16 protein-coding genes and 1 pseudogene are annotated in these 14,360 nt (G+C 58.8%); 8 read left to right on the plus strand and 9 right to left on the minus strand.

Annotated features, from left to right (window positions below; translation table 11 throughout):
* Window positions 1-47: 47 nt before the first annotated feature.
* The 3 genes and pseudogenes from NKI49_RS17830 to NKI49_RS17840 all read right to left on the minus strand — a co-directional run.
* Window positions 48-191 (minus strand): annotated as a pseudogene (locus tag NKI49_RS17830) (ferredoxin); the annotation flags it as partial.
* Window positions 175-1,464, minus strand: a complete 1,290-nt coding sequence (locus NKI49_RS17835; RefSeq protein WP_352603561.1) for a cytochrome P450 — start codon at window positions 1,462-1,464, stop codon at window positions 175-177. The pseudogene NKI49_RS17830 and the gene NKI49_RS17835, both read right to left, overlap by 17 nt.
* Window positions 1,465-1,553: 89 nt before the next feature.
* Window positions 1,554-2,756: a cytochrome P450 gene (locus tag NKI49_RS17840; RefSeq protein WP_352603563.1), complete on the minus strand. Its 1,203-nt coding sequence runs from the start codon at window positions 2,754-2,756 to the stop codon at window positions 1,554-1,556.
* 200 nt (window positions 2,757-2,956) lie between these two features.
* Here NKI49_RS17840 and NKI49_RS17845 point away from each other — a divergent pair, with 200 nt between their 5' ends.
* The 7 genes from NKI49_RS17845 to NKI49_RS17875 all read left to right on the plus strand — a co-directional run bounded on the left by NKI49_RS17845 (window position 2,957) and on the right by NKI49_RS17875 (window position 9,576).
* Window positions 2,957-3,256 carry a hypothetical protein gene (locus tag NKI49_RS17845; RefSeq protein ID WP_352603565.1) on the plus strand — a complete coding sequence of 100 codons (300 nt, stop codon included), beginning with the start codon at window positions 2,957-2,959 and terminating at the stop codon, window positions 3,254-3,256.
* Window positions 3,257-4,092: 836 nt separating this feature from the next.
* Entirely contained in the window at window positions 4,093-4,626 is a 534-nt protein-coding gene (locus NKI49_RS17850; RefSeq protein WP_352603567.1) for a peroxiredoxin, read from the plus strand.
* Window positions 4,627-4,694: 68 nt separating this feature from the next.
* Complete coding sequence (gene rpoN, locus NKI49_RS17855) at window positions 4,695-6,131, plus strand: RNA polymerase factor sigma-54 (protein WP_352603569.1); 1,437 nt, start codon at window positions 4,695-4,697, stop codon at window positions 6,129-6,131.
* A 57-nt stretch (window positions 6,132-6,188) separates the two neighbouring features.
* Window positions 6,189-7,406, plus strand: coding sequence for an MFS transporter (locus tag NKI49_RS17860; protein ID WP_352603571.1), 1,218 nt, complete (start codon window positions 6,189-6,191; stop codon window positions 7,404-7,406).
* Window positions 7,407-7,858: 452 nt separating this feature from the next.
* Window positions 7,859-8,230, plus strand: coding sequence for a type II toxin-antitoxin system RelE/ParE family toxin (locus tag NKI49_RS17865; RefSeq protein WP_352603573.1), 372 nt, complete (start codon window positions 7,859-7,861; stop codon window positions 8,228-8,230).
* Window positions 8,230-8,625 carry a helix-turn-helix domain-containing protein gene (locus tag NKI49_RS17870; RefSeq protein ID WP_352603575.1) on the plus strand — a complete coding sequence of 132 codons (396 nt, stop codon included), beginning with the start codon at window positions 8,230-8,232 and terminating at the stop codon, window positions 8,623-8,625. Before NKI49_RS17865 ends, NKI49_RS17870 begins: the two co-directional genes overlap by 1 nt.
* Window positions 8,626-9,297: 672 nt before the next feature.
* Window positions 9,298-9,576, plus strand: coding sequence for a hypothetical protein (locus NKI49_RS17875; protein ID WP_352603577.1), 279 nt, complete (start codon window positions 9,298-9,300; stop codon window positions 9,574-9,576).
* On the opposite strand, the gene NKI49_RS17880 is transcribed toward NKI49_RS17875, so the two are convergent.
* From NKI49_RS17880 to NKI49_RS17905, 6 genes are all read right to left on the minus strand, one after another.
* Window positions 9,568-10,179, minus strand: coding sequence for a Fic family protein (locus NKI49_RS17880; RefSeq protein WP_352603579.1), 612 nt, complete (start codon window positions 10,177-10,179; stop codon window positions 9,568-9,570). The genes NKI49_RS17875 and NKI49_RS17880 overlap by 9 nt on opposite strands.
* Window positions 10,180-10,206: 27 nt before the next feature.
* Window positions 10,207-10,389, minus strand: coding sequence for a hypothetical protein (locus NKI49_RS17885; RefSeq protein ID WP_352603581.1), 183 nt, complete (start codon window positions 10,387-10,389; stop codon window positions 10,207-10,209).
* 80 nt (window positions 10,390-10,469) lie between these two features.
* Window positions 10,470-11,369: an IS1 family transposase gene (locus NKI49_RS17890; protein WP_352603583.1), complete on the minus strand. Its 900-nt coding sequence runs from the start codon at window positions 11,367-11,369 to the stop codon at window positions 10,470-10,472.
* 45 nt (window positions 11,370-11,414) lie between these two features.
* Window positions 11,415-12,599, minus strand: a complete 1,185-nt coding sequence (locus NKI49_RS17895; protein WP_352603585.1) for an ImmA/IrrE family metallo-endopeptidase — start codon at window positions 12,597-12,599, stop codon at window positions 11,415-11,417.
* Complete coding sequence (locus tag NKI49_RS17900; RefSeq protein ID WP_352603587.1) at window positions 12,583-13,230, minus strand: hypothetical protein; 648 nt, start codon at window positions 13,228-13,230, stop codon at window positions 12,583-12,585. The genes NKI49_RS17895 and NKI49_RS17900 overlap by 17 nt, the downstream gene beginning before the upstream one ends.
* A gap of 65 nt (window positions 13,231-13,295) precedes the next feature.
* On the minus strand, window positions 13,296-13,562 hold the full coding sequence (locus tag NKI49_RS17905) for an RNA-binding protein (RefSeq protein WP_352603649.1): 267 nt from the start codon (window positions 13,560-13,562) through the stop codon (window positions 13,296-13,298).
* A gap of 232 nt (window positions 13,563-13,794) precedes the next feature.
* Here NKI49_RS17905 and NKI49_RS33405 point away from each other — a divergent pair, with 232 nt between their 5' ends.
* Window positions 13,795-14,262, plus strand: coding sequence for a hypothetical protein (locus NKI49_RS33405; RefSeq protein WP_502899536.1), 468 nt, complete (start codon window positions 13,795-13,797; stop codon window positions 14,260-14,262).
* Window positions 14,263-14,360: the final 98 nt, after the last annotated feature.

A 14,360-nucleotide genomic window follows, 5' to 3' on the forward strand; every position in this document is an offset into this window, starting at 1 on the left:
GCGACCGGGCACTGGTTGGCCGCAAACCGCACGGCGGCGTGCAGCGCCTGCGGGACCGTCGCCACGCACACTTCGGCCACGCCGTCCGGTTCGCGCTGGCGAAAGGTGCCCGGCAGCGTCAGCACGCACTGCCCGGTCGTTCCGCACAGATCCTGATCGACTACGACGCGCATCTCAGCCCTCCTTCCCATGCAGCCGTACCGGCAGCGCGCGGAATGTCCTAAGGAACGCGGAGGGCTCCCGGGTCGGCTGCTCGGCCAATGCCAGCGTGGGGAAGCGCGCCTGGATCCGCGGCAGGCTCTCGGCCAACTGCACCCGGGCCAGTTGCGCACCAAGGCAGAAGTGGATGCCGTGGCCGAAGGTCAGCATGATCTTCCCGTCGATCGACATGCCAGGACTGGTGCCGTAGAACCGCACGGGATCGAAGCGATCGGGATCGGCGAAGGCGTCCGGGTCGCGATTGCCGGCCGCGATCAGCACGCGCACGTCCGCGTTCTTCGGGATCACCACGCCGCCCAGTTCGATGTCGCGCTGGGCGATACGCGGAATGGAGCTGAACATGGCGGGCGCGTCGTAGCGCAGGGCTTCTTCGACGAAAGCCTTCACCCCCACGGCATCTCCCTTCAGCCAGTGCCGCTGTTCGGGATACGCCAGCATCGCCAGGACCGCATGGCCGATGGCCGCGGCAGTGGTGGCGAAGCCGCCCAGCAGCATGCCCCAAAGCATGCTGATCAATTCCGCATCCGACAGCGTCTCGGCATCGTCGTCGTGTGCGCCGACCAGCATTGACACGATGTCGTGGCGGGAATCGATACGCTTGCGCTGTATGAGGTCGCCGAAGTAGGCCTGCACCCTGGCGCTGGCCGCGTCCGCCGCGGCGAGCTGGGGATCGCTGGCGTGCGGGCTCAGGCCTTCCAGAATGGCGCTGATGCCGGCGACGAGCCCCAACATGTCTTCCTGGGGCATGCCGAACAGTTCGCCGAAAACCAGCATGGGCAAGGCCAGCGCGAATTCCTGATGCAGGTCCACCGCCTCCCCGCGCTCCAGCGCGGGCGCCATGCCGTCCAGGCGCGCTGCGACGATGCGAGCGATGGTCGGCCTCAGCTTGTCGATCTGGCCGATGGTGAAATCGCGCGAGATCAGCCGGCGCAGACGCGTATGCGTTGGAGGTTCCTTCATCGCTAAAGTGGACGCCAGCAGACTTAGCGACAGGCTGGTCGCCGCACGCGGGAAATAGCGCGCCAGTTCGCCTGGCGCCGGCCCCCGAAAAGCATCGCCAGTGGCTTTAAGCGCCCAGTAGATGTCGGCGTGGCGGCTCAACAGAAAGAGGCCCGACGCCGCGCGATGTACCGGATCGTGCTCGCGCAACCACCGCATGAATGGGTACGGGTCCTGAATGCACGCTGGCGACGCCAGTTCGGCGAAGGCGTCCTGGCATGATGCCATGGTGTCTTGCACGTCCATCTTGGTCACCTGTTGGCTGGCTGATCTGATCGGCGCGGCAGGCGCGCCGGCAATTCGAGAACATCGGGATTCCTGGTGGCGTCCGCGTATCACCAGAGCACCGGGAACTCCTCGAACCCGCCAGTGATGATCTCCTTGCGCAACTTCAGTTCTTCGGGCGCCACGGCCAGGCGCAGCGCGGGAAAGCGCTGGAAGATCGAACCGAACACCGCCTTGAGTTCCATCCTGGCCAGCGCCAAGCCGACGCAGTTGTGGGGCCCGTAGGAGAACGCCAGGTGCGGGTTTTCGTCACGTCCGATGTCGAAGATTTCCGGGTCGTCGAAATGGCGCGGATCGAATGACGTCGCCGGCAGGCCGACCAGCACCTTGCTCTCCGCGGGAACATGCACGCCCGCGATGGTCACGTCGGTCCTCGGATAGCGCATGATGCCGTCCCAGCCGGCGCCCGGCGGGTACATGCGCAGGATTTCCTCCACCGCCTTGTCCACCAGGGATAGATCGCCGACCAGGCGTTCGCGCTGTTGCGGATGGCGGAACATGGCCAGCAGGCCGAATTCGATCTGCGCGACGGTGCTCTCGTGCCCCGCCACCAGCATGCCCGCCGCCAGGCCGATCGCCTCTTCCTCGGTCGCCTTGCCCTGGTCGATCGCCGCGACCAGATCCGTCAGCACGTTGTCGCCCGGATCCTGGCGCTTGTCCCGCATCTTGCCGCGAATGTAGGCGCGGAGTTCTTGCCAGGCCAAGCGCGACGCGCTTCGCGGGCCGCTTTCATGCTGGTGCGTCATCACCTCGTCGGACAGCCCGGCGAAAAAGGCGTGATCCTCGTAGAGCACGCCCATCAGCGCGCCAATGACCATGGCGGGAAGCGGAAAGGAGAGGTGGCGCCGCAGATCGGCGGGCTGGGGCTGGGCCGCCAGCGTCTCAAACAACTGCGCGGCGATCGCCTCGACCTGCTGCGCGAGCTGCTTCACCCTGCCGTTGCTGAAGGCCGGCGCCACGATCGTGCGTAGCCGCGTATGCTCGCCCCCCTCGTGCGAGACCAGCCATCCTGGCGAACCGAGAATCACCGAATCCGGGGTGAATGCCGCCGGCGGCATTCCCGCGGGCCGGAACGCCGCGTCGGACAACACCGCCTTGGCCTCGTCATAGCCTGTCACCAACCAGCCTTCGTGCCCGGACGGGAAGCGCACGCGGTGGATCGGACCGTTGGCCCGTAACGCCAACATCTCAGGCGAGGGCTCAATGTGATCGACGCGCCACATCGGCAGCGTCGGCAAAGGTTGTTCGGACATGGGTGGCACTTCACTCTATAGCGATGGAAGGGCGGAAGGTGACCGGCGGGCGCTGCGGTAGAGAAGACCTAAGACGGCATGTAGACGACGCCGTCGGAAGGCAGACCGATTATCAGGATCGGCTAACGCTTAACTGTCTAGGCAAACGCGCGGCCAGATGCAGAACGTTATCCTGTACCTTCGAGGTCAGGATAAAGTCGGTGTGGTCAGCCTTTGACTCGCCGCCGGCCAAGATTTCCTGCGCAAGGGTCGACAAGGGCGGCGAGCTGTTGGGTAAGGGCGGTTTCGCCGAGGACCCCCTGCCCATAGACGCTATCCGACGCGGATTTGACATTTTGCTTTTCTTTCTTCGTTCCATTCGTGTCATCCACGAAATGAAAGTCGGTCGGCGGCTCCCGGCCCGCAACGAAGGTGCTTCAAATCTCGTGCCAATTTGGCCGCAGCAGAAAAAAATCGTGGCAGCTTCTCAGCGGCTTAGCCTGAGGCCAGAGAAGAGCTAGGCGAAATAAGCCGGTGTCGCGGGCCAACAAAGGCGACGGTACAGTGTCGGACAGAACGCCTCGGGCGACCTTTAGGTCGGGCCTGCGACATTCTGGTCCAGTTTCGAACATAAGAGGGCGGCAAACAGACACGATTGGGGAATTCGATCCTCACGGGGCCAGGGCGCTTGCCCAAGAGCGCGCGCTCATGTTGCTGCGACACGCGCATGTTCGCGATAGCCGTGCCTGCGCACCCAGGAACGCTAGCGCCACACGCTACGCAATGACTGGAGTGCCCTCCAGCCTCAGGTAATGCATCGGCTCGGCTTCCGGTTCGTCTTTGCCCAGCCGAGGCTGAAGCGCCGAATATCCGCACCGTACAGCATCGTTGTTGCCTGTGTGACGAGGCGGCATAGCGCGCGCCCGATCTTCTAAGACACGGCCTCCGAGAAGAAGGGGCGGTCCAACAGCACCTCTATTTGAAATGGCACGCCGCTTGCTGCTCCTGGTTAGAGCACCATCAAATAACGATGAAAGCGACTTGCACCATGCCCGACGCGCGAAGCTCTAGACAGTGGCCTGAGGAGACGGTGCCCGTTCCCGTTGAACATCGGGACATCGTCTCCTCCGGGCGCCATAGCCGTGGAAAGCAAGCAGCTCGACGGTCTCCAGCTCGCTCAGATCGATTGCGTTCGGGTGGCAAAGACCAGCAGCCAAGACATTCCCCGGCATGGAAAAAGGAGGTTGCTAACCGCGAGGTCCTCACTCCGTGCCCGGCATACGAGCCTTTGCTCGGTATTGCGCCAGGCTCTGCCAGAATCCAGCGCGCCAGTTTTCTACTTTGCAGGAGCAAATTAATGACAGTTCAAAACAAAGTTCCCTTCGTCACCTTTCTCACACGTGTTCACGATAAGTCCGTCCAGGGGCCAAATCCATATCGCTGGCAGGAAAAGACATCTGACGACTACTTTGCCGGCAAGCGGGTCATCCTGTTCTCGCTGCCTGGCGCCTTCACCCCGACCTGCTCGACATACCAATTACCCAAGTTCGAAGAGCTCTATGATGAGTTTGTGAAGCAGGGAATTGACGCGATTTACTGCCTCTCAGTCAACGACGCCTTCGTCATGGATGCGTGGGGGAAGTCCTTGGGCCTGAAGCAGGTCGAGCTCATCCCCGATGGCTCAGGCGAGTTCACACGCAAAATGGGCATGCTGGTCGCCAAGGACAATCTCGGCTTCGGGATGCGCTCTTGGCGCTACGCCGCCCTGATCAACAATGGCGTGGTGGAGCACTGGTTCGAGGAGGAAGGTTTCTCCGACAACTGCGAGGCCGACCCGTATGGCGTCTCATCCCCGCAAAACGTTCTCGAAACGCTGAAAGCCGCCGCTTGACCTAGAAAACGTCTCCCTGGTGCCAGTGCCGGCCCAAGAGGCTCCTCGACAGGATTATCGCGCTCACCATGCAATCCTCAGCAAGCCTGCTTCAACGCCAGAAGCAATCCATGGTGGCATCGCCTCAACTCATTGAGTCGATTCGCTTGCTGCAACTGGCGCATACTGAACTGCATCAGTTCGTGGAGCGGGAAATTGAGAAGAACCCGCTCTTGGAATCTGCATCAAGCGATGGCGGGCCTTTTGACGACGTTTCGATTTCGGGAGCGGATCAGCCTGTCGGCCCTGGGGCAAACGCCGTTGAAGGACCGACCGGGGCAGGTTCGCCTGAACGGCTCGGGCAATGGAAATCACTTCGCAACACGACCAACAACCCGCCCGGCAATGGCCCTTCCCTCGACGAGTATGCCACCCTCGCCGAAACATTGCACGACCATGTCGCTCGTCAGATCGCCCTCACTGCGTTCACACCACAGGAGCGGCTGATCGCTGGCCAGCTTGCCGCCGATCTGGAAGACACTGGCTATCTTCGGGCAAACCTTTTGGAGTTGGCCGAGAGCCTGAATGTCCATGAGGCTGTTGTGGAACGGGTTCTCGGAACCTTGCAACAATTTGATCCACCGGGAGTTTTTGCGCGAAGTCTCAGAGAATGCCTCGAGATTCAGTTGCGCCAGCGAAATCGGCTCGACCCGGCAATGGCAGCTTTGGTTGCCCATCTTGAAAAGCTTGCGCGACGGGATTTTGAGGCACTGAAGCAGCATTGCGGCGTCGATGAAGAAGACCTTCTCGACATGATGCATGAGATTCGGGCGCTCGATCCCAAGCCTGGGAACAGATTCGAATCCGGTGCGTCTGAATCAATCATACCCGACGTCTGGGTCACGCCCTCGCCGCAAGGCGGGTGGCAGATCGAACTTGATCCCGCCACGCTGCCAAAGCTGCTGATCAACCAAACCTATTATGCCGAAGTCACGCGTCAAACTGCCCAAAATTCGAAAGATCAAGCATTTCTCGACGAATGCTTGCAAAACGCGAACTGGCTAATCCGCAGCCTCGATCAGCGCGCCAAGACGATTGTTAAGGTTGCGGCTGAAATCGTGCGTCAGCAGGATGCCTTTTTGGAACACGGCGTCGCCCACCTGCGGCCTCTCAATCTTAGAACCGTCGCTGACGCGATCGGCGTGCACGAGTCGACGGTAAGCCGGGTGACCTCGAACAAGTACATGCTTACCCCGCGCGGAGTTTTTGAACTGAAGTATTTTTTCACCGTCGCGATCGCGTCCTGCCAAGGCGGCGATGCGCACTCCGCTGAAGCTGTCCGGCATCGGATCAAAGCGATCATTGCCGCAGAATCTCCCGGCGACGTGCTTTCCGATGAGGACATCGCTGTCCGGCTGAAGGAAACCGGCATCGATGTTGCGCGCCGCACCGTCACAAAATATCGCGAAGCAATGAACATCCCCTCCTCCGTGCAACGCCGCCGGGAAATGCGCTTGTGTTTTTAGATTTGGGTCAAGGCAGCCAACATCACGTTGCATTGCATCAAAGTGGAGACTTCGTTCATGACCCAATCCGCAGCAGGTGTCATGGACGCTGTTCTGCGCGACCCAGAAAAGCCCGTCCCACCGTCTGGTCCCGCATGGGGTGCGGTCATTTCGCTTTCCTTGGGCACCTTCGGGCTGGTCACGGCAGAGTTTCTGCCTGTCAGCCTGCTCACGCCCCTCGCGCATGATCTCGGTATCAGCGAGGGAGCGGCTGGACAGGCGATGACGGCGACAGCTATCGTCGGGGCGATCTCGGCGCCGACGGTGGCCATTATCACAAAGCGCCTGGACCGCAGGACCGTCATGTGGACCATGACGCTGCTGCTGATCCTGTCGGACGTTCTGGCGGCCGGCGCGTGGTCGCTGGCGGCTCTCCTGACTGCACGCGTCGTGCTCGGCATAGCGCTCGGAGGCTTCTGGTCGATGTCGGCAGCACTGGCGATGCGGCTTGTTCCAACCCACCTCCTGCCGCGCGCTATGTCGATCATCCTCACCGGCGTTTCCGTAGCTACCGTCTGCGCAGCTCCAATCGGCGCTTATGTCGGTGATATCTGGGGATGGCGAAGCGCCTTTATGCTCGCCGCAGCCGGCGCCGCCGCTACACTGCTCGTGCAACTCATAACCATTCCGAGACTGCCTCCGATTGGAGTGGCTAGCTTCCGCAGCCTGCTGGATGTAGCCAAGATCCCGATGGTCAAAATTGCGCTTTTGGTCGTCCTGCTGGTCGCTTCCGGCCACTTCGCCGGAATCACCTATATCCGCGCCTTCCTCGAGAAGATTCCCGCGCTGGATGTAGAGACGATCTCGCTTGTGTTGCTTGCTTTTGGCATCGGCGGATTCTTCGGCAATTTGGCCGGCGGGCTTCTGGCCGAGTACAGTCTCAAGGCAGTCGCGGCCCTTGCACCGCTGCTCATAGCGATAGCCGCTGTTTCGCTGCTGACGGCGGGAGCATCGGCCTTGGCCTCGGCGATTGCTGTTGCCGCGTGGGGGTTTGCCTTCGGCGCGGTGCCAGTGGGATTGCAGACGTGGATGGTACGGAGGGCCGTTCCCGAGCAGGCCCAAAGCGCCGGTGTGCTGCTGGTCACAGTATTCCAAGTGGCAATCGCAGCCGGCGCGATTTTCGGTGGACTATTGGTGGAGAATGCGGGGATTACCAGCGCCATTGCCTACAGTGCTGTTGCCACGTTCGTCGCTGCCCTCATAGTGTTCCTGCTCGGCCCGAAGCGCGAAACCTAGACCGCCTGACAGAAGAGGCCTCAGCAGCGCAGCGGGACGAGAGATGCGATGCACAGCGCGGCGCGGCGCGGTCCTCCGCACGATTACGCATGGACCAGCGCAAGCGCCTCGCCGGCTTCACCTCCGGGCCAGGGACCTTCCCCGCCAGACACGCGAACCCTCGCCGGCACAGGTTTCCATATTTGGCGACGGTGAGCGCTGCCGGCGCGATGGGACCCTTGCTGGCGGTCATATCCTTCACGACAAGCCGGGATTCTGGGCAAGCGACAGCTACGCGCCGGCCATGCCCGTCAGAACGCCGGTGACGATGCCGCTCGATAGCGCAGACAGGTCGCGAATTGCCAGTCGTGTCAACGGCGGCCGGACTATCGTCTACCGCGCGTACCTTGTTTCGGCCGCAGACTATCGTTCGGCAGCTTGATGATGTTGACTACATAGCCTAGGGGCTATATATGACTTGGGAAGTCGTTTTTGGCGATGAGTTCGATGGGGAGTTCGAGGCGTTGCCCCAGACAGTCCAAGATGAGCTATTGGCTTCGGCTAAGCTGCTCGGTGTGTTCGGGCCCCAGCTGGGGCGACCGCATACGGATACCTTGAATGACTCGTCGTTCGCGAACATGAAAGAACTTCGCTTCGACGCTGATGATGGTGTCTGGCGGGTTGCGTTCGCATTCGATCAGAAGCGGAAGGCGATCCTGCTCGTCGCCGGCGATAAGTCGGGCGTGAGTGAGAAGCGCTTCTATAAAAGTCTGATCGCCAAGGCGGACAAGCGCTATCAAGGGCATCTCGACCGTTTGGCGGCGGCGAAGAAGGAGAAGAAGTGATGGGACGCAAGCTTGATGACCTAATCGCTGCGCTCCCCGAGGATCGTCGGGACCGGGTCGACGCGCGTTTCGAAGAGTTAAGGGGAGAAGTCGAGAGTCTCGGCGATTTGCGGCGTGCCGCTGGAAAGGCCCAGGCCGAAATCGCTTCGGTCCTCAAGATCAAGCAGCCTTCGGTCTCGAAGATCGAGAAACAAGCCGACATGTACTTGTCTACTCTTAAAAGCTACGTCGAGGCGATCGAGGGGCAACTCGAACTCGTCGTTCGCCTTCCCTCGCGCGCGCCCCTCCGTATAGAGCGGCTCGGCGACGTCGTGGCCCCCAAAGCCGTCTCCGTGCGTAGCGTTAAAAGAGCGGCAGGTGGACGTAATCGCACAAAGGCCGCACGCGCCGGCTGACCTCACTCTGTTTCGGCTAAAGACTACCGATGGTGCGAGATGGTCTCGTCGATGCAAGGGGCGGCAGCTCATCGCTCAATCAGCTTCGCGCCATCACATGGCACGGCTTACTTGGGCAATGCGGCGGGTTCCTGCGCCAGTCAAGTGCCGATTCTGGACGATATGCTCGGAGCCGATCTGGCAGGGTTCATGCTGCCAAGGTTGCGTTTGCGGCCAACAAGTCCAACCGACACGCCCTGGACGAAATGCGGATCTCGCATGTCCACGAGTACCGCGTCGCACTTACGACCATTGGCACCGAAGACGCCGAGGCCGTTTTAAAACGTTGCCTCCTATCCGGGAGTTTGGTGCCGAAGCTGCCGTCGGGCTGCAAGTGATCTGGCAGCGGCGGCACGAGCCGATGCCGGAGGGCAAGTTCGGCAATTGGCCCGACTTTGCGCGCGCTGCTGCAAACCGCTCCAGAGAGCGAGCCCAGACGTGCGATATTGCCGAAGTTCTCATAGCGGCTGCCCACACAGTCAAGGAGGAAGATTCCCCCAAATGACCTGGTACGCGTCGCGCGGTTTGTTGGATGTGCCGTCCTCATGCCTCATGGCGATCGAGCCGCAGAGTTCAATGAAATTCTGATTGGAAACATTACCCATGGTGTAAAGGCGCGAGCTAGCGCAACGCATGGTCGTTGGTGGCCTCGTTGTTCCTGCCGACACGATCTTGAGTGGGCTTGAAGCGGTGATGGCCGAATATGGCGATCGTAAATGGATACGAGACCACGAGCTGCCCGCACTTTTCGCTTGGGTTGAGTTGCTGCCGATGTCGGACCGACCAACGGCCTTCTTCGTGGGGCTGGATATGCTCGGGACAAAAATTCGATTTCAACAAATGGAATGTACGCAATTTGTTGGGCAGCGCGCGCTATCTCGAGGAGGCCCAGCGGGTAGTGTCTCAGTTTGAAATTGGTCCGGCAGCTTCGATCACGGACATAAGCTGGTTTGCCAACATGGCGCGGATCATGCGCTCCATCTCGCTAACGTCTTCCGTTCCGCCAACGGCGGCGGCATCAGACTTTTCGAGGGCTTCTATATAGTGGGTATTGTCTTCCTCGATCTGCTGCGGGATCGTCGGGGCACCTGGTAGAATATAGCCGAGCTTGATGCTTAGGAGAGCGTAAGATAGAGCCCTGGAAGTACGACCATTGCCATCTGTAAATGGATGTATCCAATTGAGGCGCCACATAGCGTATGCGGAAAGATAAAAGGCCGTTTTCTCGTGCCAGTTATTGTTTATGTATTCGCAAAATTCTGTTAGGTGGGCTTGAACTAGGTGCGGCGCGGGAGGTTGATGCTTGCTCTTGTTTATACCGACAACATTATTTCTAATTTGCCCGGCTTCGGCTTCAATCCCCACCACAGCCTCTCGCTGTAAGTCAAGAATCATTGGAACCCGCAAGGCAAACGGCCTTTCGGGTTCCAGATAGTATTTTATGATATCAAGAGTGAGGTCGTACTGACGAAATCCATTTTCGATTTCGAGAGCGGTTTGGTGGTCAACCGCCACAGGTACGACCCTCGCTCTTTTTACGCTCTAGCGCGCTTCACGTGCCAACGGAACTTCACGAGAAATCGCCTCCACCAACTCGCGTGTGACGTTCGTATTCTCGATCTTGGTGTTCCCGTAGACAAAGCTGTTACGCTGTTCGGTACGCTGAGCGTCATTCATGTGAACTCCCTTGGCGAGTTCCACCAACCTCGAAAGATTGTGATCCATGTTACGTACCTCCTATTCCAAAGCGATTCACGCTGGTTCGCTAGTACGTAGTGTGTACACGGCTAGTTGCCAATGCGGTATTAAAATTTCGTCGCGATGATCCTCTTTTTGTAAATTCCACGCTTTCCCGGTTTCGGTGCGATCTCGTCCATCTTTGCGCAAATTTCGTCCATCGACCACAACGTCGCGGAAACGCCCGCAGCCATAGCTGGTGAAGTTTTCAGCGTTTTGTGAATGCGGATGAAATTGTACCAAACCGCGTAAAGCGCGACCATGTGGACGTGGTTTTCGAACTTCTTTGAGAATGCGTTGGTCAGGCGCGTGAAGCGGCGCATTTGCATGCGCATGGTGAGGTTCTGCCGTTCAACGTGCGACGTGCTGACATGCGCCAGATCGGGCGAGCCTTCGATGCGGGTCTTCTTTGCGCCTGTGCACACGGCGGGGCTGTAGCGGCGTTCCTGTGGCGCTGCCTTGCCTTCCGGCTCGCCATACATCTTGACCAGCATGGCGTAATCGATGTCAGCGCCAAAGGCTTCCTCAACCGCGTTCAGATAGGCCTTGTGACCGTCTGTCGTAAGCTGGACGCGGTTGGCAAGGCGGTCCTTTACGTCGTCCATGAAAGCCAGTGCATACTCGCCATCGCGGCCGCCGACCAGCCATGAAATGATAAGCTTGCTGTCGCTGTCCAGAGCGGTCCACGTCCACGTGTCGCCAGCACCATCAACGGTGTTTTTCATCGCCGCGACGTTCTTTTGCTTCGCTGCCGTGAAGCTCCAGATTTCATCACACTGGACGCGCTTGGCCTTCACGTTGCGGACTTCGCGGTCGTGCAGATCGGCGCAGAACTTGCCAGCATCGACCAACAGCTTCGAAACCGTGTTGATCGACACATCGGCAACGCGAGAGATCGACCGCATGGACGATCCCTCGCAAAGCATGGTGAGGATTTGGACGCGGGTCTTGAGGGGCAGCTTGTTCATGCCCCTAATATGTGAACTATTATGCTTAGTGTCAAGCATATAAGTTCACTTCAATGATGGAGAGAGATCGATTTCTGCCCCATGCTCACCGAATGGATAACCAGTCAGTCGCTCCAGGTCGCGCACCGAAAGTGCGACATCCGATTTAAAGCTATCGATGCTGTACCGACCACTCTGAAAAACCAACTCAGCCACTCTCTTCAGAAGTAGGGGCTCCTCGAATGGTATCGCTCGTGGACCTCGGTCTAGCGGCTCGACAGTCCGCCATTTTTTATAGGAAATCTGCTTGTAAATATTTGTCACCTGTCGATCATCAAACAGCCCCAAGTCTTTTGCTCGATAGACCATTGCTTGAATGGAAACTTTCCACCGCGCCTTCAGGTCAATGAAGCTCTCTGCTCTTGGCGAGTAAACTTCATTCGGAAATGACTTTGCCGGGAGGAGAAAGGCTCCAGCAAAACGGTCTGCTTCGTGTTCGATTTCTTTGAGGCGATCTTTGTCTTCAATCTCTTCGGACCCTACCCATCTATGCAAGCATAGATGGGCCAGTTCATGAGCGGCATCGAATCTCGCCCGCACCGCCGATTCCTTCATGGACGAAAGGAAGACGAACGGACGAGAGCCAGACCAATAGGAGAATGCCTCAATGCTCTCGCCCTCGATCCTATAGCGGGAGACGATCACCCCCTTCGCCTCCATGAGGCGCACAACATTCGAAATCGGGCCAAGCCCCAAGCCAAAATGTTGCCTGGTGACTTCTGCGTATTCCTCGATCTCGTCATCATCGTAGCTGCCGCCACGGGGCTCAAACGACGGAAGATCAACAGTCGGATAATTCGCGATTGAATCAAACGCGTGAGCCGTGGCGGAAAGCCACTGAGCGTAGACCTCACAGGCTTGGTTTCGCCGCTTCGTATCCGCCCCTACCTTTCGAAAGAAGTTTGCGCTGTGCTTACCAAAGTCCGCGCGCACTTCCTTAGTGAAGAACGGGATCGGCTGCTTTAGGGTGGCAGCCATGCGAGCCATCACGCTTGGTTCAGGGTTTTTGTCTCCCTGCTCATAAGAGGACACTGCTTGCCGGCTAACCCCTATGTGCTCTGCTAGCTCGGTCTGAGTGATACGAGCAGCAAGTCTAGCTTCCGTGAGACGCTCAGGAATCAAGAGCCGCCCGATGCGGTCGGCATGGGCGGCGCTTGGGAACTGAAGAATATTGTTATCTGGAACCGTCATTGTCCTTCATCCACCGCTCGATGTCCTCTTTCAGTAGATTGAGTTCATCTAGGTCCACGTCTGTATCTTCCGCGCCCGGTCCCTCGGAGGGCATTTCATGCGGGAGCTTCATCAAGTTCTGAGACAGCCACGTCCATTTAGATTTTGATGTTGAGGAAGGTGCTCCGAAATGGGCGAAATTGAGTTCCTGATGCCCGTGCACGAGCAGGAAGTGAGGGGCGCCAGACACAGGCTCTTTCTCTTCGATGTCTTCAAAAAGGCTTGGCGCCCGGAGTCGAGCGTTTTCCCGAAAAACTACATTGCGAGGCTGGCGCTTGGGATCTTCTATTTGGCTTACCGATGCCGTCGAATGCGAAAACCGCAATTCAAGATAGCGACCAGTCGGCTTCGCGTAGGTTCGCCACCGATAGTCACATGACAACGAACCTTTATCTACTGCTCGTTTCAGACCGAAATCTACTGCCCACGAAATCAGTCGCCCCTTGTTATCCTGGGCGCTCTCGACCTGAAGGATCGGGTCGCTCTTCGCCAGATCAGCCGCAGCCGCGTAGGCGGTTCGCAAAACGGTTGGTATTGTCGGCCAAGAATGAAAGGGGAGTTGGTCTTTGAAAAAATCCGCAGGATCGGCCAAAAGGGCACTCCATATTTTGTTGCATCCATCGTCTTGCAACCAAATACGAAAAAATCATTGATTTGTCAACCGCGTTTCCAGCGGCTTTCCGCCGCCTTCCGCGCAATCTCGGCGCGCCGCTCTGGCGTCATGTTCTCGGCGCGATTCTTCCCACCCTTTGCCCCAAGCGCTTTCGCGGCTGGGTCTTTGCCGTCGTCAACCACGTCGTCGTCTTCATCGCCCGTCGCAATGCGCATGACGCGGACGGCGTTGCCGATCACGTCGGCCGGGCGCTTCTGGCCTTTAGGTCCGGTGGGCATGCCTACACCTGTACCACGTTTAAGCTGCCGCATTTCGTACACGACATTCCTTCGCGAGCCGCCGTATTGAGGGCGAACCCTTCACCTGCCGACTCTGTCATGCGGTTCAACTCTCCTCGGGAATGGACAGGGTTTTCATTTTCCGAAAACGTGCCCTTTCCTCGGGTGCCGCAATCCTTACAAGCGATGTTGGTGGTATATGTCTCTCGTTTCGCCAAGGCTATCTCCCATGCTTTCCGCTAAGCATATAGGAGGCCGGACCGATATGGGAAATGCATATTGCATTCCATCAAATTTCAAACAGAGACACTACCGCCCAGCGGATCGAGTTGCTGCGAGGTCTCGTGACGCGCTATCCTTCTCTGACTACCTTGAGCGAATTGACGCCGAGGGGGACGCGGAAGGCGGTTTTGACGCCGGGCCCCGTCACCCGGACATCTCGTCTGGTTTGCCGTGGCCTGTCGTCGCCAGTTCAAGTCTCAGTATTGTGAACGGCCTTTCGCCGCTCACCGTTACCCGACCACAACGGCAGCGATGCGGCGCGTTCCTGACATTCGGCCTAGGGCCGGATGGTGACCCGCAGCTTTCAGCAGCAACCGTGAGGGTAGCCGCCGTTCGCTGGAGGCTCCTTCGGCAGCGATCGTCTTGGAAGAACTGCCTCGTCTCGGACTCTGCCGTATATTCGGCCACGAATCTGCAATTATTGATGTTGAAACCGATTCAAGTTCCCTAGCCGATGGCGCGGCCTATCTTGTGCGCTTGGTTCAGGCATGCAAAGTACTCCATTCGTTCGCGCGCTTCCGGCGTTCGCAGATTACTGCGGCTGACACC

It is taken from the genome of Mesorhizobium sp. M0587, assembly GCF_040320945.1.
GTDB lineage: Bacteria > Pseudomonadota > Alphaproteobacteria > Rhizobiales > Rhizobiaceae > Mesorhizobium.

Bases quoted from the DNA above. Each gene is read 5' to 3' on its own strand.
- NKI49_RS17835 (WP_352603561.1), bottom strand. From the start codon at position 1,464: ATGGACGTGCAAGACACCATGGCATCATGCCAGGACGCCTTCGCCGAA.
- NKI49_RS17840 (WP_352603563.1), bottom strand. From the start codon at position 2,756: ATGTCCGAACAACCTTTGCCGACGCTGCCGATGTGGCGCGTCGATCAC.
- NKI49_RS17850 (WP_352603567.1), top strand. From the start codon at position 4,093: ATGACAGTTCAAAACAAAGTTCCCTTCGTCACCTTTCTCACACGTGTT.
- rpoN (WP_352603569.1), top strand. From the start codon at position 4,695: ATGCAATCCTCAGCAAGCCTGCTTCAACGCCAGAAGCAATCCATGGTG.
- NKI49_RS17860 (WP_352603571.1), top strand. From the start codon at position 6,189: ATGACCCAATCCGCAGCAGGTGTCATGGACGCTGTTCTGCGCGACCCA.
- NKI49_RS17865 (WP_352603573.1), top strand. From the start codon at position 7,859: ATGACTTGGGAAGTCGTTTTTGGCGATGAGTTCGATGGGGAGTTCGAG.
- NKI49_RS17870 (WP_352603575.1), top strand. From the start codon at position 8,230: ATGGGACGCAAGCTTGATGACCTAATCGCTGCGCTCCCCGAGGATCGT.
- NKI49_RS17875 (WP_352603577.1), top strand. From the start codon at position 9,298: ATGGTCGTTGGTGGCCTCGTTGTTCCTGCCGACACGATCTTGAGTGGG.
- NKI49_RS17885 (WP_352603581.1), bottom strand. From the start codon at position 10,389: ATGGATCACAATCTTTCGAGGTTGGTGGAACTCGCCAAGGGAGTTCAC.
- NKI49_RS17890 (WP_352603583.1), bottom strand. From the start codon at position 11,369: ATGAACAAGCTGCCCCTCAAGACCCGCGTCCAAATCCTCACCATGCTT.
- NKI49_RS17895 (WP_352603585.1), bottom strand. From the start codon at position 12,599: ATGACGGTTCCAGATAACAATATTCTTCAGTTCCCAAGCGCCGCCCAT.
- NKI49_RS17905 (WP_352603649.1), bottom strand. From the start codon at position 13,562: ATGCGGCAGCTTAAACGTGGTACAGGTGTAGGCATGCCCACCGGACCT.
- NKI49_RS33405 (WP_502899536.1), top strand. From the start codon at position 13,795: ATGGGAAATGCATATTGCATTCCATCAAATTTCAAACAGAGACACTAC.